The following is a 23,472-nucleotide window of genomic DNA, read 5'->3' on the forward strand; positions in this document are numbered from 1 at the left end:
CGGACCGACAAACTCGCCATCGCCTACCAGGCCGCACTCCACCTCGCCGCCATCCTCATCTGGACCCGACGCTGACCAAAGAGACAGAACCTAGGGGCGGCCGGGCGGGCACACGCCGGAACCGGTCAGGATCGGAGAAGCCGTTCTTCCACGCCCCCGGTTACCGTGGCCCGCATGGACGCCGCCAACGCCGCCCCCGCCGCCGACCGACATGACCTGATCCGGGTGCTCGGAGCCCGCGAGAACAACCTCAAGGACGTCAGCGTCGAGATCCCCAAGCGCCGGCTGACGGTGTTCACCGGAGTGTCCGGCTCCGGCAAGAGCTCGCTGGTGTTCGACACCATCGCCGCGGAGTCGCAGCGGCTGATCAACGAGACGTACAGCGCGTTCGTGCAGGGCTTCATGCCCTCGCTCGCGCGGCCCGAGGTGGACGTCCTGGACGGGCTGACCACCGCGATCATCGTGGACCAGCAGCGGATGGGCGCCGACCCGCGCTCCACCGTCGGCACCGCCACCGACGCGGGCGCCATGCTGCGCATCCTCTTCAGCCGGCTCGGCACCCCGCACCTCGGCTCGCCCAAGGCGTTCTCCTTCAATGTGGCCTCGATCAGCGGGGCGGGCGCGGTCACCGTGGAGCGGGCCGGGCGGCAGGTCAAGGAGCGGCGCAGCTTCAGCATCACGGGCGGCATGTGCCCGCGCTGCGAGGGCCGGGGCACCGTCACCGACCTCGACCTCACCCAGCTGTACGACGAGGGCAAGTCGCTGAACGAGGGCGCGCTGACCGTGCCCGGTTACAAGGCCGGGGGCTGGAACTACCGCCTGTACGCGGAGTCCGGCCTGATGGATCCGGACAAGGCGATCCGCGCGTACACCAAGCGGGAGCTGGCTGACTTCCTGCACCGCGAGCCGACCCGGATGAAGATCGCCGGGATCAACATGACCTACGAGGGTCTGATCCCGCGCATCCAGCGGTCGATGCTGGCCAAGGACCGGGAGGGGATGCAGCCGCACATCCGGGAGTTCGTGGACCGGGCGGTCACCTTCACGGTCTGCCCGGACTGCGACGGCACCCGGCTGACCGAGGCGGCCCGCTCCTCGAAGGTCGCGGGGATCAGCATCGCGGACGCGTGTGCGATGCAGATCAGCGATCTGGCCGATTGGGTACGGGAGTTGACCGAGCCGTCCGTCGCGCCGCTGCTGGACTCGCTGCGGGGCACCCTCGACTCGTTCGTGGAGATCGGCCTCGGCTATCTCTCGCTGGACCGGCCCTCGGGCACGCTGTCGGGCGGCGAGGCGCAGCGCGTGAAGATGATCCGGCACCTCGGTTCCTCGCTCACCGATGTGACGTACGTCTTCGACGAGCCCTCCACCGGCCTGCACCCGCACGACGTGCGGCGGATGAACGGGCTGCTGCTGCGGCTGCGCGACAAGGGCAACACGGTGCTCGTGGTGGAGCACAAGCCCGAGGTGATCGCGATCGCCGACCATGTGGTGGACCTCGGGCCCGGGGCGGGCACCGCGGGTGGCACGGTCTGCTACGAGGGCGACCTCGCGGGGCTGCGGGCCGCGGGCACCCTCACCGGACGCCATCTGGACGACCGGGCCGCGCTGAAGAAGACGGTGCGCGAGCCCACCGGCGCGCTGGAGATCCGCGGCGCCACGACGCACAATCTGCGCGGTGTCGACGTGGACATCCCGCTCGGGGTACTGACCGTGATCACCGGGGTGGCCGGGTCGGGGAAGAGTTCGCTGGTGCACGGGTCGGTCCCGGCCGGGGAGCACGTCGTATCGGTCGACCAGGCGCCGATCCGCGGCTCGCGGCGCAGCAACCCGGCGACGTACACCGGGCTGCTGGACCCGATCCGCAAGGCCTTCGCCAAGGCCAACGGGGTCAAGCCCGCGTTGTTCAGCGCCAATTCGGAGGGTGCCTGCCCGAACTGCAACGGCGCGGGCGTCGTCTACACCGACCTGGGGATGATGGCCGGGGTGGCCACGACGTGCGAGGAGTGCGAGGGCAGGCGGTTCGAGGCGTCGGTGCTGCGGTACCGGCTCGGCGGGCGGGACATCAGCGAGGTGCTGGCGATGCCGGTGGCCGAGGCGGCGGAGTTCTTCGGCGCGGGCGAGGCGCACACCCCGGCGGCGCACCGGATCCTCGGCCGTCTCGCCGACGTCGGCCTCGGCTATCTCACCCTCGGGCAGCCGCTCACCACGCTGTCCGGCGGTGAACGGCAGCGGCTGAAGCTGGCCACGCACATGGCCGACAAGGGCGGCGTCTACGTCCTGGACGAGCCGACCACCGGCCTCCATCTGGCCGATGTCGACCAACTCCTCGCGCTGCTCGACCGGTTGGTGGACTCCGGCAAGTCGGTCATCGTGGTGGAGCACCACCAGGCGGTCATGGCCCACGCCGACTGGATCATCGACCTCGGCCCGGGCGCCGGGCACGACGGCGGCCGGATCGTCTTCGAGGGCACCCCGGCCGACCTGGTCGCGGCCCGCTCGACGCTCACCGGGGAGCATCTGGCGGAGTACGTGGGGGCGTGAGCCTCAGCGCGCCGCGAGCCACTCTTCGAGGACCCGGAAGTCGGTCTCCGTCGGGCCGTACCGGTGGTCCGCCCGGTGCGGGAGCGCGGGCCCGGGGTGGTGTGCGGCGACCCAGGCGCGGTCGGCCTCACCGATCTCGTCGTCCACCCGGGCGAAGGCCCGCCCCGGGGCCCAGGTGACCAGCGGGCGGGTCTCCAGTGCGGCGGGCCGGGCGGTCCGTCCTCGTCCGGCCACCGCACGACGGGCAGCGTGGGTAGGCCCAGCCAGGCCGCGAGCACGGCATTGGCCTCGTCCGTCCAGGTGGTGGCCCACACCGTCTCGCAGCCCAGGGCGGCGAGACGGTGGCCGAGCGCCGGGTCGACGCGGGTGAGCAGGGGGTGTTCTACGACGGGCGCGGGCGGGCCCTCGTGGACCGGGTACGCGTGGTCCGCCGCCCCGAACGGGATGAGCGGGCCGTCGACGTCGAGGAAGAGCAGCATCACCGTCCAGGATCGGCCCCCGGGGCGGCCGAAGGGCACCCCCTCACCTCACCCCTCGAACCCCCGCGCCTTCAGGATCTCCTCGATCCGCGTCCGGTGGGCCCGCTCCCAGTCGTCCAGTGACTGTGCCGCCTCCTTGGCGAGCTTGGCGCGGGCGGCGGTGAGGATGGTGGGGGCCTGGGCGGCCGGGACGGTGACCACGCCCTCCTCGTCGGCCACGATCACGTCCCCGGCCTCGACCCGCACGCCCCCGCAGCGCACGGGGAGGCCGAAGGGGGTCGCGGCCTCCTTGACGCCCGGGATGGGCACGATGCCGCGGGCGAAGACGGGGAAGCCCAGGTCACGTACCTCGGCGAGATCGCGGATCACTCCGTCGGCGACGAACCCGGCGATGCCGTGCCGCTGGGCCACGGCGCAGACATTGCCGCCGGCCAGGGCGTACCGCAGGTCCCCGGACTCGACCACGATCACCGAGCCGGGGGCGGCGCGGTGGACGGCGGCGTGCAGCATGAGGTTGTCGCCGGGCGGGCAGTTCACGGTGAACGCCGGTCCGGCCAGCCGGGGCATCGGCCCCCACAGCGGCCGTATCCCGATGTCCATGACCTGTTCCACGCCGAGCAGATCGGCGAGGGTGGTGGTGGGGATGTCCCGGAAGGCTTCGAAGTCGGTCTCTTCAGCGGTGAGTTCGCTCATGTACGGCACGCTACCCACCGCGCCCGCTCAGAACGGCAGCGGCCGCCCGTGCACCACGTCCAGGCGCGACACCGCCCGGGTCAGCACCACGTACAGCCGGTGCGCGCCCCGCTCCTCCGCCTCGGCCACGGCGGCCGGTTCCACCGCGATGACATGGTCGTACTCCAGGCCCTTGGCCACGCTCGCGGGGACGAGGGTCAGCCGGGCGCCGAGGGCGTCGGGGGCGGCCGGATCGAGGCCCGCGGCGGTGAGGGCGCGGGCCACGGCGGGCACGTCCGGGTCGGCCGCGATCACCCCGACCGAGCCCTCCCGGGTGAGGGCGCGGCGGGCGGCGGTGACCGTGGTGGCGAGGACGTCCTCGGCCGGGTGCAGGGTCAACTCCCCGTCGGCGCGCAGGGACCGGGCGGGCGGCACCGGCACCTCCAGGCGGGCCAGCAGCCGGTTGGCCAGGGCGACGACCGCCGCCGGCACCCGGAAGCCGGTGGTCAGCGACACCACCGCCGCGTCCGGCCGACCGAGGTGGCGCAGCTGCGCGGACCAGTCGCGGGCGGCCCAGGGCGCGGTGCCCTGGGCGAGGTCGCCGAGGACGGTCAGCGAGCCGAAGACGGCCCGGCGGGCGATGGCCCGGCACTCCATCGGCGAGAGGTCCTGCGCCTCGTCCACCACGATGTGCCCATAGCTCTCGGGGTGTTCGATCAGCCCGGACAGCTCGTCCAGCAGGACCAGATCGGCGGCCGACCAGCGCGCGGACTTGAACGAGCGCGGCGGACGCGCCCACAACAGCGCCTCCTGCTCGCCGGGTTCCAGGAGTCCTCGCGCGGCCCGCGCCAACACCTCCTTGTCGGTGAGGAGTTCGGTCAGCACCTCCTCCGGGCGGAGCCGCGGCCACACCAGATCGAGCTGGGCGGTGAGCGGCCGGGCGCGCTCCATGCGCCGCACCCAGGCGGCCGGCAGCACCCCGGAGCGCCGTTCGGCGAGCGCGCGCAGCCGTCGTACCACCCGGGTGCGCACCCGCTCGCGGCCGACGGCGTACGGCGGCTCCTCCGCGCGCACCTCCCGTACGATCGCGGCGAGTTCGGCGGCGCGCACCCGCCAGCGGTAGGAGCCGTCGGGCACCGCGAGGTCGCTCACGCCGTCCGTGGTGACATGCGCGTACAGCGCCCGGCGCAGCACCTCGGCCATGCGGGGGTCGTGCTTGAGGGCGGCCGTGGGCACCGGGTCGGTGCCGGTGACCGGGTGGCGGGCGATCTCGTCCAGCAGGGTGGACTGGCGCACGCCGCTCTCGCCGAGCGCGGGCAGCACCTCGGAGATGTAGGCGAGGAAGGTGCGGTTGGGGCCGAGGATCAGCAGTCCGGCGCGCTGGAGCCGCTTGGGGTGGGTGTAGAGCAGATAGGCGGCGCGGTGCAGTCCGACGGCGGTCTTGCCGGTGCCGGGGGCGCCCTGCACACACACCGAGTCGGCGAGGGCGGCGCGCACGAGGTCGTCCTGCTCGGGCTGGATGGTGGCGGCGATGTCCCGCATGGGGCCGACACGGGGGCGCTCCAGCTCACGGGCGACGATGCCGTCCGCCCTGAGCGCACCGGCCTGCTCACCTTCCCCGTGCCCCTCCCCCAGGTGCTCGTCCTCGAAGCCCGTGAGGTCCGCCGTCTCCCCGGTGCTGCCGGGCGCCCAGCCGAACCGCCGCCGTACCGCCACACCCTGCGGATCGCGGGCGCTCGCCTGGTAGAAGGCGCGGGAGACGGGCGCCCGCCAGTCGACCACCAGGGGCGGGGCGGCGGGGCTCTCGGTGATGCGCAGCCGCCCGAGGTGGAAGGGGAGCCCGCCGTGCTCGGGGTGGTCGCGGGCGAAGTCCAGGCGGCCGAAGAACAGGGGTCCCGGCGGGAGTTCGCGCAGCGCCTTGGCCTGGCTGCGCAGTTGGTGGCCGAGGACCTCGGCGTCGGCGCCGGAGGCGGAGACGTCCTCGCCGATGACGACCTGCTCCGCGGCGCCCTCGACCATCGCGGCGAGAGCGGTCCGGCAGGCGTCGTGATGGGCGCGCTCGGTGCGCAGGGCGTCGGTGAGGGCGGGGTGTGACGTCATGCCGCCCAGCGTACGACAATTCGTTACCGAGTTAAATTTTTAACCCAATCTCACAAGGGTTTGCCGCTCAGCCGCTGGTCAGCGCCGCCCCCAGCCGCCCGAACGCCCGCTCCGCCGCCCGCACGGCATCCGGCGCGACGTCCGCCACCTTCTCCCCCGCCGCGATCCGCCGCCAGTTGTCCAGGGCGAGGATCCGCTGGACGGCGATGATCTGCCCGGCCGCGAGCCGCGCGTCCAGGTCGCCGCCGAGCGCCTCGGCGAGGGCCGCCTCCGAGCGTTCCTGGTGTCGGTAGGCGCGCGCGACCAGGGACGGGGTGCCGTAGAGCAGGGTGTGGAAGGCGAGCACCTGGGGGTGGTCGTTGAGCCCGGTGACCGGGTCGCGCCGCTCCAGGCCCGCGAGGAAGTGCCGGCGCAGCGCGTCCACCGGGTCCGGCGCGCCCGCGGCCACCCGCGCGGCCTCGTCCTCGTGGTCCGCGATCCGGTGCAGGACCAGGTCCTCCTTGGCCGGGAAGTACCGGAAGAGGGTCGGCTTGGAGATCCCGGCGGCCGCGGCCACCTCCGCCACCGGCACCGCGTCGAAGCCCCGCTCCAGGAACAGCCGTACCGCGGTGTCCGACACCTCCTGGTACATCCGCCGCCGCTTGCGCTCCCGCAGCCCCGGCTCCGGCCCCGGCCCCCGCGTTTCCGTCTCCCGCTCGCGCGGCTCCGACTCACCCATGGGGCGAGCCTACGCAGTGCTCAGCCGAGCCCCAGCCTGGGCAGTCCCAGCCGGGGCAGCCCCCAGGGGCGTCCGGACAGCCCCAGCGAGGCCGTCGCCGCCGCGAGCGTCATGCCGTACGACGCCACCGCCCGCCGTACGTTGGGCGCGTCCAGGCTGGATCCGGTGACCAGCCGGTCGAGGTCGACGTAGGCCGAGCGGACCAGCTCGATCCAGCGGTAGACCCGCCAGTCCGCCTGCCAGTCATGGGTGTGGCGCGCGTCGAGGCGGGCCGCCCAGCGGCGGAACATGCGGTCGCGGATCTCCGGCCGGGTCGGGGTGAGGTGCATGTGCCGGACCAGTTCGTACAGCGGGTCCCCGACCAGCGCCATCTCCCAGTCGATGAGGGTGAGGGCGGGGCCGTCGTCGCGGCGCACCAGGTTCCAGGGGTTGAGGTCGCCGTGCAGCAGGGCGGGCGCGCGGTCGGTGACCCGGTGGCGGGCGAGGATCTCGCGCAGCCGGGGCGCGTCCGGCAGGCCGAGGAAGCGGGCCGTCTGCTGGGACTGCCGCGGCAGCGCCTCGACCAGCGCGACGAGCTGCTCGCTGAGCCAGCCGTAGAAGCCGGGGCGGCCGCCGAGCGGGTCGATGCCGGCCGGGTCCACACCGGTCAGCGCGGCCAGCTGGTCGACCAGGTGGTCCGCCTCGTGCGGGCGCAGCCCGTCGACCGGGTGGTCGGGGCGGCGGCCGAGGTCGCGGCCGCCCTCGTAGGTGTGGACGGCGAAGCGGTCGCCGCGGTAGCGGTGGGCGGGGTCGGCGGCGTGGCTGGTGCCGAGCGCGAGGACGCGGGGGGCGGCGACCGGCACCCCGGACCGTTCGATGGCGGCGAGGACGGCGTGCTCGCTGAGGAAGCTGCGCTCGCGGCGCAGTACGACGGTCACCTCGCGGCGTACGACGACGGGGAAGCCGGTGCCGGGCACCCGGAGCACGGTGGTGAGGTGCGCGGCGCCCTTGAACACCCGCTCGGCCGGGGCGGCGCCCTCCAGGAACAGGGCGTCGGCGACCGCGTGGTGCGGGAAGCCGGGGTGTTCGGGGACCCGCCGGTCCGGTGTCCAGGCGATGGCCCGGGGGCGCAGGGCGGGCCGGGCGGCGCCGCGCCGGAAGAGGATCCGCTCGATCTCGTCGGCGCCGGGCACCCGGCCCAGCCGCAGTGGTTCGGTGGCCGCGCGCAGGGCGTCGCCCACGACGGCGGTGGCCCGCTCCAGGGACTCCGGGTCGAAGGAGCGGCCCAGGGCGCGGACGGCCCGGACGACATCGGTGTAGAGGGACTGAGCGTGTTCGAGGGCGAGGTAGTGGGGCAGGTCCTTGCCGAGTCCGGCGACGGCGGCGGGCCGGGCGCGGGCCAGCGCGTCGGCCCAGGCGCGCACGAGTGCCGCCCGCTCGGGCTCGGGGCGGCGCGTCCGTACGAGGTGGACGGCGAGGTCGTACAACGGGTCGCCGTAGCTCGCCAGTTCCCAGCCCGTGCAGTGCAACCCGTCCTCGGCCAGGACCAGTTGGGCGCGGCGCAGATCGCCGTGCAACAGGACGTACGGGCGGCGGGTCAGCGCGGGCACCCGCTCGGCGAACCTGGTGAGCGCGTCCTCGGGGACGCCGAGCGCGGTGAACAGGCCGCCGTACCTGCGCCAGCCGGCCCCCCGGATCTGCCGGTCGGCGAGGTGGGCGAGGGTGCGCAGAAAGCCCTGGGAGTCGGTGTGGTTGCGCGGCCAGTGCGGGGGCAGCGGGGGCAGCGCGGTGCGGCGCACCTGGGCGAGGGCGGCGAGCAGCGCGGCGATGTCCTCCGGCGGCGGTCCTTCGTCCGGTGTCCGGCCGTCCACCCGGCTGTGGATGACGTATCCCTCCCCGGCGGCCAGGCACTTCGGTGCCCGGGGCAGCACCCGGTGGACCGCGCGCAGGATCTCCGCCTCGCTCTCCCAGGTGCGCACGGCCGGTGCCGCGTCCGGGCGGGGCAGCCGCACGGTCACCGGCGTGCCCGGGGCCCGGCCGAGCAGACCGGCGAGCGGTTCGGTCAGCGGCAGCACATGGTCGCGATGGCGCGGGCCCTCGCGACTCGCCCCCGCGGCCGCGGCACGGGCCACGAAGGCACGGCAGGCGGCATCCGTCCGCATGGCTTCGGCGCGCTTCCCCACGACGGTAGGGGGAATGGACGGTGCGCCCACTGGCCGCTCCGGAATCGATCGCACAAGGGGGAGGACCTGCCGGGCGACGGGTCCGGGGAAACGCTATTCCCCCGTGGCGGCCGGTACGGCCTCCGGGCGCGGTGGAGTAGCCCAACGGGTGGTCCGCCGCTCGGCTGTGCCGATCCGGCGCCCGGGGCCCGGCACCTCGCCGCGCCCCGCACCCGCGTACCCGCGGCCGGACGGTGACCCGGCCGCGTCTCCGCATGCTAACCGACCCCCCGGCCTCCCCTGAGCAGGCGCAACAGCGGTTCCAGCGACCGTACGACGTGCTCGGCGCCGGCCGCGCGCAAAGGTTTCTCCTTGGCCTCGTTGCGGGCGTAGCCCAGGAAGGGGACCCCGGCGTCACGGGCGGCGGCGAGATCGGAGGGGGTGTCGCCGATCATCAGGGCGGCGGTGGGAGCGGCCCCCATGGCACCGAGGGCGCGCAGCAGGCAGTGCGGGTCGGGCTTGAGGTGGTGCAGCTGCTCGGTACGGCCGTACAGGTGCGGGGCGAAGCAGGCGGTCAGGCCCCGGGACTCCAGGTAACTGCGGGCCACGCGGGGCGAGTTGTTGGTGGTGACGGCGAGCCGGGCGCCGACGGCGGTCCAGGTGCGGATCAGCGGGTCGGCCCAGGCGGTGGGCAGCGCGGAGGCGGCGGCCCGCAGTTCCTCCTGGGTGAGGCGCTCCTCCAGGCCGGTGACGAGGTCGCTGCCGGGCCGGCGGCGGCCCACCGCGCGCAGCACCACCTGGGGGTCCAGGGTGCCGCGTTCGGCCGGGGTGAGCAGTCCGTGCAGGCCCTGCCGCTCCAGCCAGGCCACCAGGTCCGCGGCGATCCGCTCGGCCTTGTGCGTGGCGAACAGCCGGCAGATGGGGCCGTCGAAGTCCCACAGCACGACCCGGGCGGAAGTGATCAGTACACGAAGCTTCTCGATCTCGCTCGCATCAGAAGTCGTATCAGAAGTCACTAGGAGAGTGTCAGGTCCGTGGAGATGGTTTCCCAGAGGGCGTCGAACCACTTCTGCGATTCCTCCACGAACGCCGCGTCCCGCTGCCCGGCGCCCCGCTCGAAGGAGAAGAGCAGGGACTCGGAGCCGACCGCGTCGTACATCTCCAGCGTCCCGCTGTCGGTGGGCTCGGCGCGGCGCGTGATCATGTAGTGCGCGAAGAGCGCCTCGGCCCCGTTGAGCAGGTACAGCTTCACCGGCGGGGTGAACGGCAGGGCCCGGAAGCTGACATGGACGTCGATGTCATGGGTGGCGCGCAGGGCCTGGAGGTTGTACTGGAGCACCTGCCCCTGGGCGTTGCGCATGGCCAGCCAGCGCTGGTGCACCATGTCGTCCTCCGCGCTCCCGGCGTCGACCGAGACCGGGAAGGCGAGGCTGATCTCCCGCGAGGGCAGCAGGACACGGGCGTCGATCCGCTCCGGGCGCAGCTTGCCCTCGTGGATCAGTCGCAACGGTTCGCCGAGGGCCGGGATCAGGCTCTGCGCGGTCAGGCAGACGGCGTCGATCCGCACCTGCGGCGCCGCGAACGCGTCGGTCAGCCGGGGCGCGAGGGCCACCATGGTGGGCTGGGGCTCCCCGCCTTTGGAGCGCTGCTCGGCGACCCGTGGCGGACTGCCCTTGCTGACCCCGCTGAGCAGGCCGTCCTGCTGGAGCACCCGCAGCGCCTGGCGTACGGCACCCCGCTCGACGCCGAACTCCTCGGCCAACTCGGCCTGGGTGGGCAGCCGTTCGCCCGGCCGCAGGATTCCGGCGCGCATCCGCTCGCGCAGGACGCCCGCGATCTCCTGGGGGCTGCGTCTGCCGCTGCCGTTGACTGCCATGTGCTCCTGGGTCACCACCAAACGTTACAACTTCCGTCCATCTAAGGTGGAGTTGCCGAGAAGTTGTTTATGTAGTGCCACCAAGTGGGGACAACTTAAACAGAGTTGGTTGCCAACTTTCCCAAGTTGGCGGAAGTTTTGCCTCCCACCGTTGCTCCACCGGCACCCGAAGGGGGATTCGCCGTGCCCGCTCCCGCCCTCCTCTCCGCCACCCTCGTCCTCGGCCTCGAACAGCTCGTGCAGTGGAAGTACGGCACCGCCGGCGCTCTCGGCCTGCTCCTGTTCACCGTCGGCCACAAGGCCAAGAGCCCGGCGGTCAGCTCCGTCGGCGCGATCCTGCTCGCGGTGCTCCTGACCGGTCCCGCGATCTGAGCACCGAGGTCGCTAGGACGTCGGCTCCAGACCGGAGCTGATCGTCTCCCACAGCGCGTCGAACCACCGCCGGGACTCCGCCACGAAGGCGGTGTCCCGCGCTCCGGCGTCCCGCGACCCGGCGTCCCGTGTCCCGGCGCCCGGCCCGAAGGCGAACAGCAGCGAGCGCGTGCCGTCCGCGTCGTACAGCTGGAGCGGTTCGCCGCCGGACTCCCGCTGCTCGTGAAGTCCCAGGGTGTAGTACGCGAACAGCGCCTCGGCCTCATTGAGCAGGTAGAGCTTGACCGGGGGTGTGAACGGCAGCGCGCGGAAGGTCAGCCGCACATCGATGCCGTGCGTGGTGCGCAGGGCCAGCAGGTTCTGCCGCAGCACCATGGCCTGGGCGTTGCGCACCGCCAGCCAGCGCTCGTGCAGCAGCCCGCCGTCGCCCGCGTTCACCGGGTCCACCGGGGTCGGGAAGGCCAGCTCGATCCGGCGGCTGGGCAGCAGCACCCGGACATCGATCTTGGCCGGTTTCAGCTCCCCCGCATGGATCAGCCGCAGCTGCTCGCCGACGGCCAGCGTGAGCGACACCGAGGTCAGGCAGAGCGCGTCGATCCGCACATGAGGGGCGGCGAAGGCGGCCGCGACGCGTGGGCCGAGCCCCACCATGGTGGGCTGCGGCGGCGCGCCGGACCACCCCGGCCACGCGCCCTCCGCCACCCTGGCCGGGCTGCCCTTGGACACCCCGGTGAGCAGTCGCTCCGTGTGCAGGATGTCCAGGGCCTGGCGGACGGCGCCGCGCTCCACGCCGAACTCCTCGGCCAGCTCGGCCTGGGTGGGCATGCGCTGCCCGGGGCGCAGTGCGCCGGAGACGATCCGGCTGCGCAGCTCGTCGGCGATCTCCAGGTGGGACGCGCGGGACGCGCGGGGTTCCCTGACGGAGGCGTGCTCCGGGTCCACGGGAAAACCCTACAACTTCCCGCCAACTTAGGGCAGTTCGGCGACAGCTGGTTATGAGACGCCTTCCAACGGAGATAAGTAGAGATAAGTTGGCAGCCAACTCGGCTGACATGGTCAAGCTTTCCAGTGGTTGGCCGTATCGGGGACGGCCCGCGAAGCGCACAGTCACAACTGAAGACGCGAACAACTGAAGACGACGACAACTGAAGACGACGCGCACAGCCACAACTGAACACACGCACAACCGAAGAACGCACAGCACAGCCACAACTGAACAGCTCGCTACGGATGTACAGTTCAGCGCCGCCGATGAGGGGAGCGGTCAGAAGTCGTCCGGGCACCACGGGCGCCCGGGCGAGCGGAACAGGGCGTCGGCCTGCCGGGCGGCGCCCTCTCGCGCTGCCCGCACCCGGCCCAGCGCGGCCAGCCGCAGCAGCGACTCCCCGCCGAGCCATACGGACGCCAGCTCTCCGATGCCCAGCGTCAGATCGGCGCTCGCGGTGGTGGCCGTACAGGACGCGCCCTGCGGCGAGGTCTCCAGCCGGTAGCGTCCGCCCGCGTATCCGGCCTCGTCCACGATCTCCAGGACCAGCGCGCCCTCCCGGTCGTAGGCGCGCGCCTCCAGGGCCCGTACGACGTCCAGGATCCGCACCCAGAGCATGTCCGACTGGTCGACGATCCGGGCGGCGCGCGAGTCGGGCAGGAAGTACGGGAGCAGATCGTCGGGGCCGCGGCCGCCGCTGTCGACCTTGGTGATCCAGTCGATGGAGCACATGTAGTGCCACAGCGCGCGCTCGGCCGCCGGGGTGGTCCCGAAGAGCCGCTCGACGCGCGCGGTCTGATCGGGCTGCTGGCCGGTCCAGGTGTGGTCGTTGCGGTACGTCACCAGGCCCTGGGCCTCGCCGGAGGCCGAGCGGTACAGGGCGTGCACCGGCTCCGCGTAGTCGGCGTGGGCACGCAGGGTGCCGGTGAACTGCTCCCACCACAGCTCGTTGCGGCTGACCGCGCCGGGCTGTCCGCGGCGGAACCGGTCGAACAGTTCGGGGCCCAGCTTGCGCACCTCCGCGCCGTCCAGCAGCTCGATCCGGCCGCCGTCGTCCGGACCGGACCAGCGGGGGTCGAGGCCGGCCCGCGGGACGTCGACGGTCCACCGGGACATCCAGGTGGCCGGGCCGAAGCCGAACCGGCCGTAGATCGGGTACTCGGCGGCGAGCAGGGTGGCGACGACGTCCCCGCGCTCCCGGGCCGCCGCGAGGTCCTTCGCCATCATGCGGCTCAGCAGACCGCGGCGGCGGTGCGTCGGGCTGACGGTCACACCGCTGATGGCGTCGGCGGGAACCACGGCGCCGCCGACCGTGGTCAGCTCCTGCTCGAAGGAGCGGAACGTGGCCACCCAGCGGCCGCCGTCCACGGCCCCCAGATAGCGGCCCGGTGTGAACCTCCGCCGTCGGGCGTCGAGTTGCTCACGGGCCAGGGCCGGAGGCTGGGTGAATCCCACGGCCAGGGCGCGCTGCCAGTCGTCGAAGTCGGCCTCGGTCGCGGTGCGGACGTCGTTCATGAGCCCACGGTAGGCATCCGTCCCGCCGGATGTCCTGCCGATTTCCGCCCCTTGGTCCCCTCACGGTCCCCTCACACCAGCAGGTCGTCCACCTGCGCCTCACCCACCCGGTAGCGGCGGGCGATCTCCCCGCCGCATCCGTCGGCGGTGTGCTGGAGGCGCTGGCGGCGCCGCGACACCTCCTGCTCGTAGCGCTCCAACCGGCCCATGGCGGCGGACAGTTCGAGGTCGGTGCGGGCGGTGAGGTCGCTCAGCTCCACCTCGCCGAGCATCTCGGCGGCGAGCCGTCGTACCTCCTCGCCCCGGGGGGTGCCGACGGTGACATGGCGGGCCGAGGAGCGGTGCCGGGCCGGGGCGTCGAGCAGGATCTCCGGGAGCCGCTCGACCACGGAGGCGTCCTTGGGCGCGGGCACGGCCGCCCGGCAGCGGCGGGCCAGTTCCGCGTGCAGGATGTCGATCCGGCCCTGCAACAGCCGCCGCACATAGCTGAGATCGGCTTCGTCGCGCTGGGCGTCGCGGCGCAGCGCGCGCAGTTCGGACAGGCTCAGCCGGGACAGCTCGGGCGCCTGCGGCCGCACGGAGGCCGGTGTGATCATGGGCTCGTCGGCCCGCTGCATGGGCGGCCGGTACGTCCCCTGAGGGACCGGCAGCTCACTGGTGCTGGATGTGCTCATGTGGTTCGGACCGTCCCCTCGACCGGCGTGTGGAAGCATCGTGCCACCCCCGGCGCACCGTATGTGACCGAGTGCCCCCGAACAGCCCCGGATGGGCGGTAAGGGTTCCATAAGCTCTACCTGTGAACGCGTCCCGAAGGTCCGCCCGCGGCCGCGTCCCGGGGACCCGGCATCATGGTCCGCATGCGAGCGGTGGTGCAGAGAGTGGACGGCGCGAGCGTCGTCGTGGACGGCGAGACGGTGGGCGCGATCGAGGGCGAGGGCCTGTGCGTCCTGGTCGGCGTGACCCATGAGGACACCAAGGAGAAGGCGGCGCAGCTGGCCCGCAAGCTCTGGTCGGTGCGGATGCTGTCCGAGGAGCGTTCGTGCAGCGACCTCGACGCCCCGCTGCTCGTCATCAGCCAGTTCACCCTCTACGGCGACGCCCGCAAGGGCCGCCGCCCCACCTGGAACGCGGCGGCCCCCGGCGATGTCGCCGAGCCGCTGGTGGACGAGGTCGTGGCCCAGCTGCGGGCGCTGGGCGCGACGGTGGCGACGGGCCGGTTCGGGGCGAAGATGCGGGTGTCGCTGACCAACGACGGACCGTTCACGGTACTGCTGGAGATGTAGCCGCCCCGGACCGCCCGGAAGCGGCTACGGACCACCGGGGACTGCTACGGACCGCCCGGGGACGCCCCGGACCGCCGGGGGCGTAACGGACCGCCGGGGGCGCTACGGCTCGACCACGACCTCCTGCGCCGCCGCCGTGTCTCCGGCCAGGAGCGCCGCGTCGAGGGGGACGTTCCGCTTGACCAGGGCGAGCGCCACCGGCCCCAGCTCGTGATGCCGGACCGAGGACGTCACGAAGCCGATCTTCCGGCCGTCCGGGCCCTCGTCCGCCAGCCGGATCTCCGTGCCCGGCGCCGGCAGGTGCACATCGCTGCCGTCCAGGTGCAGGAAGACCAGCCGGCGCGGCGGCTTGCCGAGGTTCTGCACCCGGGCGACGGTCTCCTGCCCCCGGTAGCAGCCCTTCTGGAGATGCACGGCCGTGCCGATCCAGCCCAGCTCGTGCGGGATCGTACGGTGATCGGTCTCGAACCCGAGCCGCGGCCGGTGGTGCTCGACCCGCAGCGCCTCGTGCGCGAGCAGCCCCGCGGCGGGCCCGTGCGACGCCGCGAAGGACTCCAGGTCCGCGCGCGGCAGGAAGAGGTCACGGCCGTACGGGGTCTCGCGTACGACGACGCCCTCGGGCACCTCGGCGATGGACCCGGCGGGCAGGTAGACCACCGCGAACTCGTCGGTGCGGTCGGCGACTTCCACCCGGTAGAAGAACTTCATCGACTCCAGGTAGGCGGCCAGCGCCTCGCGGGTGCCCGGCTCGACGTGCGCCCAGACCGTGGTGCCGTCGTCCACCAGGTACAGGGCGTGCTCGATGTGCCCGTTCGCCGAGAGGATCAGCGCCTCGGTCGCCTCACCGGTGGGCAGATCGCTGACGTGCTGGGTGAGCAGCAGATGCAGCCAGCTCAGCCGGTCCTCGCCGGTGACGGTGAGGACACCGCGGTGCGAGAGGTCGACGAATCCGGTGCCGTCGGCGAGTGCGCGCTGCTCGCGGAACAGATCGCCGTAGTGGGCGGCGACGCCTTCGTCCACGCCCTCGGCGGGAACGGCGCCGGGCAGGGACAGCAGGGGGCTCTTCATAAGCGCAAGCCTACGACGTGGTAGTTGAACTCTTCAGGGAGCAGTCCTTGCAGCGGCCGAAGATCGCGAAGTGCTTCATGTCGGTGTCGAACCCGAACTGCCGCCGCAGCTTGGCGGTGAACTCGGCCGCCACGCTCACATCCGCCTCGATCACGCTCTCGCAGTCCCGGCACACCAGATGCAGATGGTGGTGCCGGTCGGCGAGATGGTACGTCGGCGCACCGTGCCCCAGATGGGCATGGCTGACCAGGCCCAGCTCCTCCAGGAGCTCCAGCGTGCGGTACACGGTGGAAATGTTGACCCCCGACGCCGTCTTCCTCACTTCCACGAGGATGTCGTCGGGGGTCGCGTGTTCCAGGGTGTCCACGGCTTCGAGGACAAGTTGCCGTTGCGGAGTCAGCCGGTAGCCGCGCTGCCTGAGGTCGCTCTTCCAGTCGGTGCTCACCACACCGACGAGTCTAGAACGACGCCCGCCGCAAGGAGAGCCGCCGAGGACCCCGCGGGCCCCGCGGGCCTACTTGAAGAAGGCGATGCCGTCGTCCGGCATGTCGTCCGGGAGGGCCTTGGCCCAGCGTTCGACGTCCTCGGGGGTGACGACCTTCTTCAGGTGGGCGGACATGTAGGGGCGCAGCTCGACCTCGGGGGTCTGCTTCTCGCCGACCCACATGAGGTCGCTCTTCACATAGCCGTACAGCCGCTTGCCGCCGGTGTACGGCCGGGCGGCGGCGGTCCGGGCGACGGCGTCCGTGACCAGGTCGATCTGGGGCTTCTTGTCGGCCATCTCGCCGTACCAGATCTCGATGGTGCCGTCGTCGCGGGTCATCGTGACCTCGACCTTGCGGCCGGCGTCGATCCGCCAGAAGCCGGACTCGGTCTCCAGCGGGCGGACCTTGTTGCCGTCGTTGTCCAGCACCCAGGTACGGGAGTGGTACTCCAGGAAGTCCCGGCCGTCGTGGGTGAAGGTGACTTCCTGGCCGAAGTTGCACTTCTCGGAGCCGGGGAAGTCATGCACGCCGGCGCCGGCCCAGTCGCCGAGGAGGAAGGCGAGCGGGACGAGGTCCTTGTGCAGGTCGGACGGGATCTCGATCATGAGCGGTGCTTCCTGGTGGGAGGGTCAGCGCTGGCCCTGGTACAGCTTCTTCACGGTCAGGTAGGCGAAGGCGAGCACGCCGACGCAGACCAGGACCAGCAGGGTTTCGAAGAAGATCTCCACGGGTGCTCCTTGAGCGAGGGTGGGCATACGACAGAGCCGGAGCCCAGCTTACGCGGCCGGGCCCCGGCTCTCTTTCCGAGGTGCGCCTCAGCCGAGCAGCTCCTCCTGGAGCGCCACCGTCTGCTGGAACGGCACGGCGCGCGCGCCGCCCTTGCGGGACTGCACGACGAGTGCGATCACGTCTCCGGCGAGGAGATACGCCTGCCGCACCTGCTCGGCGCCGTACGGCCGGGGTTCGTCGTACGCGTAGTGCGTCACGTTCGGCAGCTGCCAGCTGTCCGGGAACTGTCCGTCCAGCTCGGTGGCGGGCGCGCCGCGCAGCGTGCGCGGGGCGTGGTCGTACCCGGCGAAATCCTCCTGCTGCACCTCGCCCGCGACCAGCCCGGTGTCGAACTGGAGCAGATAGATCCGGGTGCGGGTGCCGTCCGGTGTGGTCCAGCCGCGGGCGGCGATGTGGCGCAGCCCCCGGTCCCTGAACACACCGCCGAGCAGCTCCCGGTCGTCCTTGAGGGGGTACTCGTCGAGGAAGGTCCCGGTGCGCACCCAGCCGTGGGACACCGCGAGCGTCTTGTCGGCGGTGGCGCCCCGCGGCGCCGGCAGCACGAGTTCGCGCAGGTCGGCGTAGTGGGCGGTGGCCTTGTTCGAGGAGGCGAAGGGGGCCGGGCGGCCCGCGGGCAGCGGTGGCCGGACCAGCTGCGGGTAGTCCCAGCGGCCGTCCGGAGCGGTGGCGAGACCGGGCACGTCGGTGCGCTCCAGCCGGGTGACGCCGTACGCCGTCGACGCCCCGAACACCGCGAAGACGGCGAGGGCGGCCGCCCAGCGGAGCGCTCCGCGCAACGGCCGGGAGGCGCGGGCGGCCCGGACGGCCGGGGGCACCGGCTCCTGCCCGACCCCGACCGCGGCGCCCCCGACCGCGGCGCCTCCGGCCTGCTCCCGCTCCTCGCTCACGCCCTCGGTCACACCCTCCGCACCCGGCTCCTCGATGACTCCGTCAATGAATCCCTCGATGGCCTTCTGCTCGCTCATACGGCCTTCCCCGGGTCCTTGATGCGGTCGAGCTGGCGCCCGATGAACAGGGCGAGGGCGTTGGTCTCCAGCGGCCGGGGCCCCTCGGCGGTGACGCTGACCAGCACGCCGCCCTGGTAGGCGTTGCAGAACATGAGGTCGAAATTCTTGTCGGCGGCCTTGGGCGTCAGGAAGCACACCGCGTCCTTGTGGCCCTTGATCGCGGGGCCCTTGCGGAAGTGCAGGGCGGAGGCCAGCGCCTGTCCGAACTCGACGTCGCGGTCGTGCGCGGAGCCGCCGCCGTCCATCCGGACCAGCTGGACGTTGACGGTGAAGGAGCGCTTCCCGTCGTTGTCCCGGCCGATGTTCGCGTAGCTGCGCATGGCCATGCCGCTGATGTGCTGCTTGTCGATCAGCTCGTCCATCCGGCGCCGGGTGTCCGGCGGCAGGCTTTGGACGGACTGCTTGCGCAGGGCGGTGGCCTGGCGCCCGGTGAGTTCGACGTCGGAACCGTACCCGGCGATGTCCGGCCCCCGCTGGTACGCGGTCGGCCCCTGCCCGTACGGCAGCAGCACCCCGCTGAGCCCGGACGTCCGCGGTCCGCCGCCGTCCTTGGCGGAGGACGCCGGGGGGAACTTCCAGACGGGCCTGCCGGGATCCCGGTCGGCGCCGGACACGGTGACGGCCGTGAAGCCGACCCCGGCGACGACCGCGGCGGCCAGCAGCCCGGCCCCGACGTACGTGCCCTTCACTCTGCTCACAGCCGGCCCACCTGCCGCTTCGCCAGATCCATGATCTTCTTCTCGGGCACCGGCTTGGTATCGGTGATCCACATCTGCATGACGATGTCGCCGCGCGAGGCATAGGCCTCGGCCTGGTACATCGGCAGGTATCCGGGCTCGGACCGCGGCCGCCGGCTCACATAGGCCATGCCGTCCCCGGCTCCGGGCACCGGCCGGCTGTCGACGCCCGGCTTGCTCCCGACCCAGCCCTCCTGGTCCCGGACCGTGTCGCGGGCGCCCAGGGTCTGCTCTTGGCGGTACTGCACGAGCCGTATGTCGACGCTGTACGTGGCGCCGACCCGCCAGCTGGTGGCGGCGACGCGCCGCAGCTGGCTCTGCAGGGCCCAGCGGAAGCCGGCGCCGGGGTCCTCGCTCCAGGTCGCGTACTCCTCCAGATCCATCCAGCCGTCGCCGCCGGCGTCCTCGTCGCGGGCGCCGCGCGGCCTCGGCAGCAGCAGTTTGCGCAGGTCGCCATCGGTCTTGACCTGCCGGTCCTCAGCGGCGGTCAGCAGCGGGACCGCGCCCTTGCCCTGCCGCAGCACCGGCTGCGACAGCGGCGGCAGCTCCGTGGGCGCCCGGCCGGCCTGTACGACGTACCCGACGCAGCCCCCCGCGACGATCCCGAGGGCGGCGGCCGAGGCGATCAGTGCGGCGGTACGGCCACGCCGCCGCACCGGGGCCACGGGTCTCTCCCCCTCCCCCTCCTCCGTCGGCCCGGCTTCCGGTTCCGGCTTCTCCAGTGCTTCCAAGACATCCCCTCGCGGTGCGGAACGCGGATCCGGTGGCCCGCGCATGCACAGCAGACTCATGGCATGCACATGGAGTTGTAGGCGGAAGGATCACGATTCGGGGAAGCGCCGAGGAAGCGACAGGGCCGCGGGGACGGGGATGCCCGGACATGCCGAAGGGCCGTACCCCGTCCGGCGTCCAACCCAGGGGTACGGCCCTTCCGCGCCTGCCGTCAGACGGCGATGGCGACCTCCGCGAGCCCGCCCTGCTGCGCGACGACCGTGCGGTCGGCGGTGCCGCCCGGCACCAGCGCGCGCAGGGTCCACGTGCCCTCGGCCGCGTAGAAGCGGAACTGACCGGTCGCCGAGGTGGGCACCTCCGCGGTGAACTCGCCGGTCGAGTCGAGCAGACGGACGTAGCCCGTCACCGGCTCGCCGTCGCGAGTCACCTGACCCTGGATCGTGGTCTCACCGGGCTTGATCGTCGAGGCGTCGGGGCCACCGGCCTTCGCTCCGCACATGCTGTTTCTCCAGAGGTCGCTTGGGATCGCTTACTTGTTGGCGCCGAGCTCGATCGGCACGCCGACGAGGGAGCCGTACTCGGTCCAGGAGCCGTCGTAGTTCTTGACGTTCTCCACGCCGAGCAGCTCGTGCAGCACGAACCAGGTCAGGGCCGAGCGCTCACCGATGCGGCAGTAGGCGATCGTGTCCTTGGCGAGGTCCACGTTCTCCGCGGTGTAGAGCTCCTTGAGCTCGTCGTCCGACTTGAACGTGCCGTCGTCGTTGGCGTTCTTCGACCACGGGATGTTGCGCGCGCTCGGGACGTGGCCCGGACGCTGCGACTGCTCCTGCGGCAGGTGGGCCGGGGCGAGCAGCTTGCCGGAGAACTCGTCGGGGGAACGGACGTCGACCAGGTTCTCGGCGCCGATCGCCTTGACGACGTCGTCGCGGAAGGCGCGGATCGCGGTGTTCTGCGGCTGGGCCGTGTACGAGGTCGTCGCGCGCTCGGGGACCTCGTCGCCCGCGACCAGCTCGCGGGCGTCCAGCTCCCACTTCTTGCGGCCGCCGTCGAGGAGCTTGACGCTCTCGTGGCCGTACAGCTTGAAGTACCAGTAGGCGTACGAGGCGAACCAGTTGTTGTTGCCGCCGTAGAGGATCACCGTGTGGTCGTTGGCGATGCCCTTCTCCGACAGGAGCTTCTCGAAGCCCTCCTGGTCGATGAAGTCACGGCGCACCGGGTCCTGGAGGTCCTTGGTCCAGTCGATGCGGATCGCGTTCTTGATGTGGTTCTTCTCGTAGGCGGACGTGTCCTCGTCCACCTCGACGATCGCGATGGTCGGGTCGTCCAGGTGCTCCTGCAGCCAGTCGGCGTCGACCAGGACGTCGCTGCGACTCATGCTCTTTCTCCTCCGGGGCAGTTACGGCGGGGCGTGCGAGTGCGAAAGGGCGCGCGCTCGGGGTGCGAGCGGCGCACGGGTGCCCAGCAGGGCAGGGGTGAAAGACGCGGAAGCGGAACTTCCGCTCAGAAGGGGCGACAGAGCATGGCGGCAACGCGGCACAGGTCGACTGCCCGCCGCTTCGTGAGATCCGCCTGTCGCTTCATGACCTCGATCGTAGGTACGCGAGGGCGCGCGTGTCACCGGTGTGTCGCATGGCGAGACACGATCGTCCGAATGGCGGGACGAGAAGAGCGCCCGGCGGCCGGGGAAGGGCCCTCCGGGCGCTCGGGTGCGCCATCGCATCTACGGTACGGACGTCACTGTCTCGCCTGTCGGACGAACGGTGCCCACCCGGGCCGTTTCGCGGCTTTCTACCCCGCCAGCTTGACGTCCGAACCCTGCACGCTGATCTTCACGCCGTTCTCGGCGGCCTCCACCTTGGCCAGCTTGATGCCGCCCGGCAACTGGTCGATGACCTGCTGGAAGTCGGTGATCGTACGGACCCGGTCCTCGGCGAGTCCGAGTCCGGCGACCGAGGGGAGGGAGTCGGCGCGCACCTCGACCTTGTTGTTCACGACGCTGACGGTGCTCAGGACGGAGACCGTGCGGTCGATGGGGATGGCGCCGGCGACGGTGCCGCTCACCTTGACGGCGACCTTGATCTTGCCGTTGCCGCCGTCGGAGAGGCCGACGACCTTGGCCCGTATGCCCAGGCCGATGTCGGTGGGCTGCGACTTGGCGGTCTTCATCAGCTCGTCGTACGAGATGGTCGCGGTGCCGGTGGCGCTGGAGGCGGTGGCCGAGCTGTAGTCGCCGGAGAAGGAGACGCCCTTCATGTCGGCTTCCAGGTCGTCGATGCGGATCGTCTTGCCCGCCTCGCCGGTGGCCGCGTCATAGCTCTTGATCCCGACCTCGACATCGTCCAGCGAGCCGCCGGCGACCTGGGTGAGGAACGGGAAGCCCTTGATGTCCACGTCCGGCGTCACCGACAGGTTCTCCGACGACTTCAGCTTGTCCGCGACCTCCCCCTGGGCGAAGTGCACCGCCACCCGGTCCACGATCACGAACAGCCCGCCCAGGATCACGACGATGATCAGCAGTATTCGCAGGGCGCGCATGTGGTGTTTCCCCCCAGGTCGACATAGGTCACGGCTACGCAACGGTAACGCCGCGCGGCTTCGCGGAGGGTAAATGTCGATCAGCTGTGACAGGGCACGCAGTGGGAGGCGGCGATCCGAAGCGTCCCCGGCACTATGGCGCCGAACCCGACGCCCGGACCTACTCTGTAAGCATGTACGCACGGCGACGTCACGTGTACTTCGCCATGATGGGGATCTGTATCGGCCTGTTCGTCCTGGCGTGGGGGGTCGTGCGGATCTGGTCCGTCCCGGCGGCCGTCGGCATGTGTGTCGTCGCCATGGTGATCCCGCCGGTCGCCGCGATGATCGCGAACCGGCGGGGGCCGGAGGACCGCTGGTGGGACGACCCCTCCGGCGATCCCCAGTCCGACGAGTGGTGGGACGAGCTGGACGGCAAGAAGCGCCCGCGCCACTGAGGGAGCCGTACTACCCGTACTAGTAGACGAGCGCCTGGGTGTCGTCGGCCAGCGCCTCCTGGACGAAGACCTGCGCGCCCGCGATGCGTACGCCCTCGATGACGTCCTTCTCCGTGATCTCCCGCCGGGCCGCGCACTGGGTGCACAGCGTGACGCGGCCGGCCGCGAGGATCGAGTCGATCAGGTCGGGCAGCGGAGCGGCGTGCGGCAGCTCGAACTCGGCGGCCCGTCCCGGCAGCGCGAACCAGGACGACTCCCCGGTCAGCCACAGCGACACCTCGACCCCGCTGGCCACGGCCACCGCCGCCACCGTGAACGCCTGCGAGCAGCGCTCAGGGGCGTCCGCCCCGGCCGTCACCTTGATCACGAGCTTCTTCGCCATACGGGAAGCGTAGCCCGCGGTGCGAGTACGGCTCAGACCGCCACCACGGCGAGCGCCACCAGCAGGCCCGCCAGGCTGAGCACGGTCAGCGCGCCGCTCACGAACGCGCCGTCGACCCTGCGGGCGCGGTGGCGACGACGCCGTACGACGGCAGGGGCGGGGGCGGGCGCCTCGGGCGGCAGCGGCCGGGGCGGTGGCGGGAACAGCGGCGGCGGGATCGCGTAGCCGGGGTTCAGCGGGGCCCGGTTCTCGTCGTTCCTGGTCACGGGCAGTGCTCCTGCCTCAGGTGCCTGCGCAGCAGCACGTTCGCGTCCGCCTCCGCGCTGCGGTCGCACTCGGCCCGCGCCGCCTCGCGCCGCTCCGCGAGCGTCAGACACGCCGGACAGCCCGGCACCGCCCGGGGCGGTCGGCTCAGGTCGTCCGGGTCCGGCGGCAGCGCCTGCCCGCGCTCGTTGGCGATCCGCACCTCGGCACTGAGGCGGGCGCGGCTGTAGAGGGAGGGCCCGGTGTCCTTGCTGGCTGGATCCGTACACATCGATTTCGCTCCTTTGCTCCAACTTCTATACGAAATGCGCCAGTTGCACTACTCTGCGTGTTCCTGGCCTGATACGAGAA

At 72.2% G+C, this 23,472-nt stretch carries 26 protein-coding genes and 1 pseudogene; 4 read left to right on the forward strand and 23 right to left on the reverse strand.

The genetic code is table 11. The features are described 5' to 3' along the window. Positions 1-174: 174 nt before the first annotated feature. Complete coding sequence (locus AB0N90_RS35470) at positions 175-2,544, forward strand: excinuclease ABC subunit UvrA (protein WP_365203400.1); 2,370 nt, start codon at positions 175-177, stop codon at positions 2,542-2,544. Positions 2,545-2,547: 3 nt separating this feature from the next. Here the strand turns inward: AB0N90_RS35470 and AB0N90_RS35475 are convergent. From AB0N90_RS35475 to AB0N90_RS35505, 7 genes and pseudogenes are all read right to left on the reverse strand, one after another. Then, a pseudogene (locus AB0N90_RS35475) lies at positions 2,548-3,023 on the reverse strand (hypothetical protein). 48 nt (positions 3,024-3,071) lie between these two features. Next, on the reverse strand, positions 3,072-3,716 hold the full coding sequence (locus tag AB0N90_RS35480; protein ID WP_365203402.1) for an RraA family protein: 645 nt from the start codon (positions 3,714-3,716) through the stop codon (positions 3,072-3,074). 27 nt (positions 3,717-3,743) lie between these two features. Then, positions 3,744-5,795: an AAA family ATPase gene (locus tag AB0N90_RS35485; RefSeq protein ID WP_365203404.1), complete on the reverse strand. Its 2,052-nt coding sequence runs from the start codon at positions 5,793-5,795 to the stop codon at positions 3,744-3,746. Between the two features lie 67 nt (positions 5,796-5,862). Further along, on the reverse strand, positions 5,863-6,513 hold the full coding sequence (locus AB0N90_RS35490; RefSeq protein ID WP_365203405.1) for a TetR family transcriptional regulator: 651 nt from the start codon (positions 6,511-6,513) through the stop codon (positions 5,863-5,865). A 20-nt stretch (positions 6,514-6,533) separates the two neighbouring features. Next, a complete protein-coding gene (locus AB0N90_RS35495) occupies positions 6,534-8,654 on the reverse strand; it encodes an aminoglycoside phosphotransferase family protein (RefSeq protein ID WP_365203407.1) in 2,121 nt (706 codons plus the stop codon). 278 nt (positions 8,655-8,932) lie between these two features. Next, positions 8,933-9,670: an HAD family hydrolase gene (locus tag AB0N90_RS35500; protein ID WP_243279501.1), complete on the reverse strand. Its 738-nt coding sequence runs from the start codon at positions 9,668-9,670 to the stop codon at positions 8,933-8,935. Next, positions 9,670-10,551, reverse strand: a complete 882-nt coding sequence (locus AB0N90_RS35505; protein ID WP_361682557.1) for a GntR family transcriptional regulator — start codon at positions 10,549-10,551, stop codon at positions 9,670-9,672. Before AB0N90_RS35505 ends, AB0N90_RS35500 begins: the two co-directional genes overlap by 1 nt. A 162-nt stretch (positions 10,552-10,713) precedes the next feature. On the opposite strand from AB0N90_RS35505, the gene AB0N90_RS35510 reads away from it, so the two are divergent. Then, positions 10,714-10,902 carry a hypothetical protein gene (locus tag AB0N90_RS35510; protein ID WP_361682559.1) on the forward strand — a complete coding sequence of 63 codons (189 nt, stop codon included), beginning with the start codon at positions 10,714-10,716 and terminating at the stop codon, positions 10,900-10,902. A gap of 12 nt (positions 10,903-10,914) precedes the next feature. On the opposite strand, the gene AB0N90_RS35515 is transcribed toward AB0N90_RS35510, so the two are convergent. From AB0N90_RS35515 to AB0N90_RS35525, 3 genes are all read right to left on the reverse strand, one after another. Next, positions 10,915-11,844, reverse strand: coding sequence for a winged helix-turn-helix domain-containing protein (locus tag AB0N90_RS35515; protein ID WP_365203409.1), 930 nt, complete (start codon positions 11,842-11,844; stop codon positions 10,915-10,917). 322 nt (positions 11,845-12,166) lie between these two features. Further along, positions 12,167-13,402 carry a GNAT family N-acetyltransferase gene (locus AB0N90_RS35520; protein WP_365203411.1) on the reverse strand — a complete coding sequence of 412 codons (1,236 nt, stop codon included), beginning with the start codon at positions 13,400-13,402 and terminating at the stop codon, positions 12,167-12,169. A gap of 71 nt (positions 13,403-13,473) precedes the next feature. Next, on the reverse strand, positions 13,474-14,076 hold the full coding sequence (locus AB0N90_RS35525) for an aerial mycelium formation protein (protein WP_361682565.1): 603 nt from the start codon (positions 14,074-14,076) through the stop codon (positions 13,474-13,476). A 183-nt stretch (positions 14,077-14,259) separates the two neighbouring features. On the opposite strand from AB0N90_RS35525, the gene dtd reads away from it, so the two are divergent. After that, positions 14,260-14,685 (forward strand): D-aminoacyl-tRNA deacylase, encoded by a 426-nt coding sequence (dtd, locus tag AB0N90_RS35530; RefSeq protein WP_037653536.1) that lies wholly within the window; start codon positions 14,260-14,262, stop codon positions 14,683-14,685. Between the two features lie 102 nt (positions 14,686-14,787). On the opposite strand, the gene AB0N90_RS35535 is transcribed toward dtd, so the two are convergent. From AB0N90_RS35535 to AB0N90_RS35580, 10 genes are all read right to left on the reverse strand, one after another. Further along, on the reverse strand, positions 14,788-15,753 hold the full coding sequence (locus AB0N90_RS35535) for a folate-binding protein (RefSeq protein ID WP_361682567.1): 966 nt from the start codon (positions 15,751-15,753) through the stop codon (positions 14,788-14,790). 10 nt (positions 15,754-15,763) lie between these two features. Continuing rightward, complete coding sequence (locus AB0N90_RS35540) at positions 15,764-16,201, reverse strand: transcriptional repressor (protein WP_037653437.1); 438 nt, start codon at positions 16,199-16,201, stop codon at positions 15,764-15,766. Between the two features lie 66 nt (positions 16,202-16,267). Next, the gene (locus AB0N90_RS35545) at positions 16,268-16,843 is read right to left on the reverse strand and encodes an FABP family protein (protein WP_037653438.1); all 576 of its coding nucleotides are present in this window, start codon (positions 16,841-16,843) and stop codon (positions 16,268-16,270) included. Between the two features lie 210 nt (positions 16,844-17,053). Next, positions 17,054-17,992 (reverse strand): hypothetical protein, encoded by a 939-nt coding sequence (locus AB0N90_RS35550; RefSeq protein ID WP_365203413.1) that lies wholly within the window; start codon positions 17,990-17,992, stop codon positions 17,054-17,056. Continuing rightward, complete coding sequence (locus tag AB0N90_RS35555; protein WP_365203415.1) at positions 17,989-18,732, reverse strand: hypothetical protein; 744 nt, start codon at positions 18,730-18,732, stop codon at positions 17,989-17,991. The genes AB0N90_RS35550 and AB0N90_RS35555 overlap by 4 nt, the downstream gene beginning before the upstream one ends. Continuing rightward, positions 18,729-19,436 (reverse strand): hypothetical protein, encoded by a 708-nt coding sequence (locus AB0N90_RS35560; RefSeq protein ID WP_365203417.1) that lies wholly within the window; start codon positions 19,434-19,436, stop codon positions 18,729-18,731. The genes AB0N90_RS35555 and AB0N90_RS35560 overlap by 4 nt, the downstream gene beginning before the upstream one ends. A 278-nt stretch (positions 19,437-19,714) precedes the next feature. Further along, positions 19,715-20,002, reverse strand: a complete 288-nt coding sequence (locus AB0N90_RS35565) for a DUF1416 domain-containing protein (protein ID WP_006348354.1) — start codon at positions 20,000-20,002, stop codon at positions 19,715-19,717. 30 nt (positions 20,003-20,032) lie between these two features. Beyond that, positions 20,033-20,878, reverse strand: a complete 846-nt coding sequence (locus tag AB0N90_RS35570) for a sulfurtransferase (protein ID WP_365203419.1) — start codon at positions 20,876-20,878, stop codon at positions 20,033-20,035. A gap of 125 nt (positions 20,879-21,003) precedes the next feature. Then, positions 21,004-21,084, reverse strand: coding sequence for an Ms5788A family Cys-rich leader peptide (locus AB0N90_RS35575; protein WP_350751515.1), 81 nt, complete (start codon positions 21,082-21,084; stop codon positions 21,004-21,006). Between the two features lie 207 nt (positions 21,085-21,291). After that, positions 21,292-22,038: a DUF2993 domain-containing protein gene (locus AB0N90_RS35580; RefSeq protein ID WP_365203421.1), complete on the reverse strand. Its 747-nt coding sequence runs from the start codon at positions 22,036-22,038 to the stop codon at positions 21,292-21,294. Between the two features lie 173 nt (positions 22,039-22,211). Here AB0N90_RS35580 and AB0N90_RS35585 point away from each other — a divergent pair, with 173 nt between their 5' ends. After that, entirely contained in the window at positions 22,212-22,475 is a 264-nt protein-coding gene (locus tag AB0N90_RS35585; RefSeq protein WP_085565426.1) for a DUF3099 domain-containing protein, read from the forward strand. A 19-nt stretch (positions 22,476-22,494) separates the two neighbouring features. On the opposite strand, the gene AB0N90_RS35590 is transcribed toward AB0N90_RS35585, so the two are convergent. Genes AB0N90_RS35590 through AB0N90_RS35600 form a run of 3 tightly spaced genes read right to left on the reverse strand, consistent with a single transcriptional unit; the run spans position 22,495 to position 23,392 of the window. Continuing rightward, positions 22,495-22,857 carry a DsrE family protein gene (locus tag AB0N90_RS35590; RefSeq protein ID WP_085565427.1) on the reverse strand — a complete coding sequence of 121 codons (363 nt, stop codon included), beginning with the start codon at positions 22,855-22,857 and terminating at the stop codon, positions 22,495-22,497. Between the two features lie 32 nt (positions 22,858-22,889). Further along, on the reverse strand, positions 22,890-23,123 hold the full coding sequence (locus tag AB0N90_RS35595; RefSeq protein WP_161254105.1) for a hypothetical protein: 234 nt from the start codon (positions 23,121-23,123) through the stop codon (positions 22,890-22,892). After that, positions 23,120-23,392, reverse strand: coding sequence for a hypothetical protein (locus AB0N90_RS35600; RefSeq protein WP_365203423.1), 273 nt, complete (start codon positions 23,390-23,392; stop codon positions 23,120-23,122). Before AB0N90_RS35600 ends, AB0N90_RS35595 begins: the two co-directional genes overlap by 4 nt. Positions 23,393-23,472: the final 80 nt, after the last annotated feature.

The organism is Streptomyces sp. NPDC093018, from assembly GCF_040684035.1.
GTDB lineage: Bacteria > Actinomycetota > Actinomycetes > Streptomycetales > Streptomycetaceae > Streptomyces > Streptomyces murinus.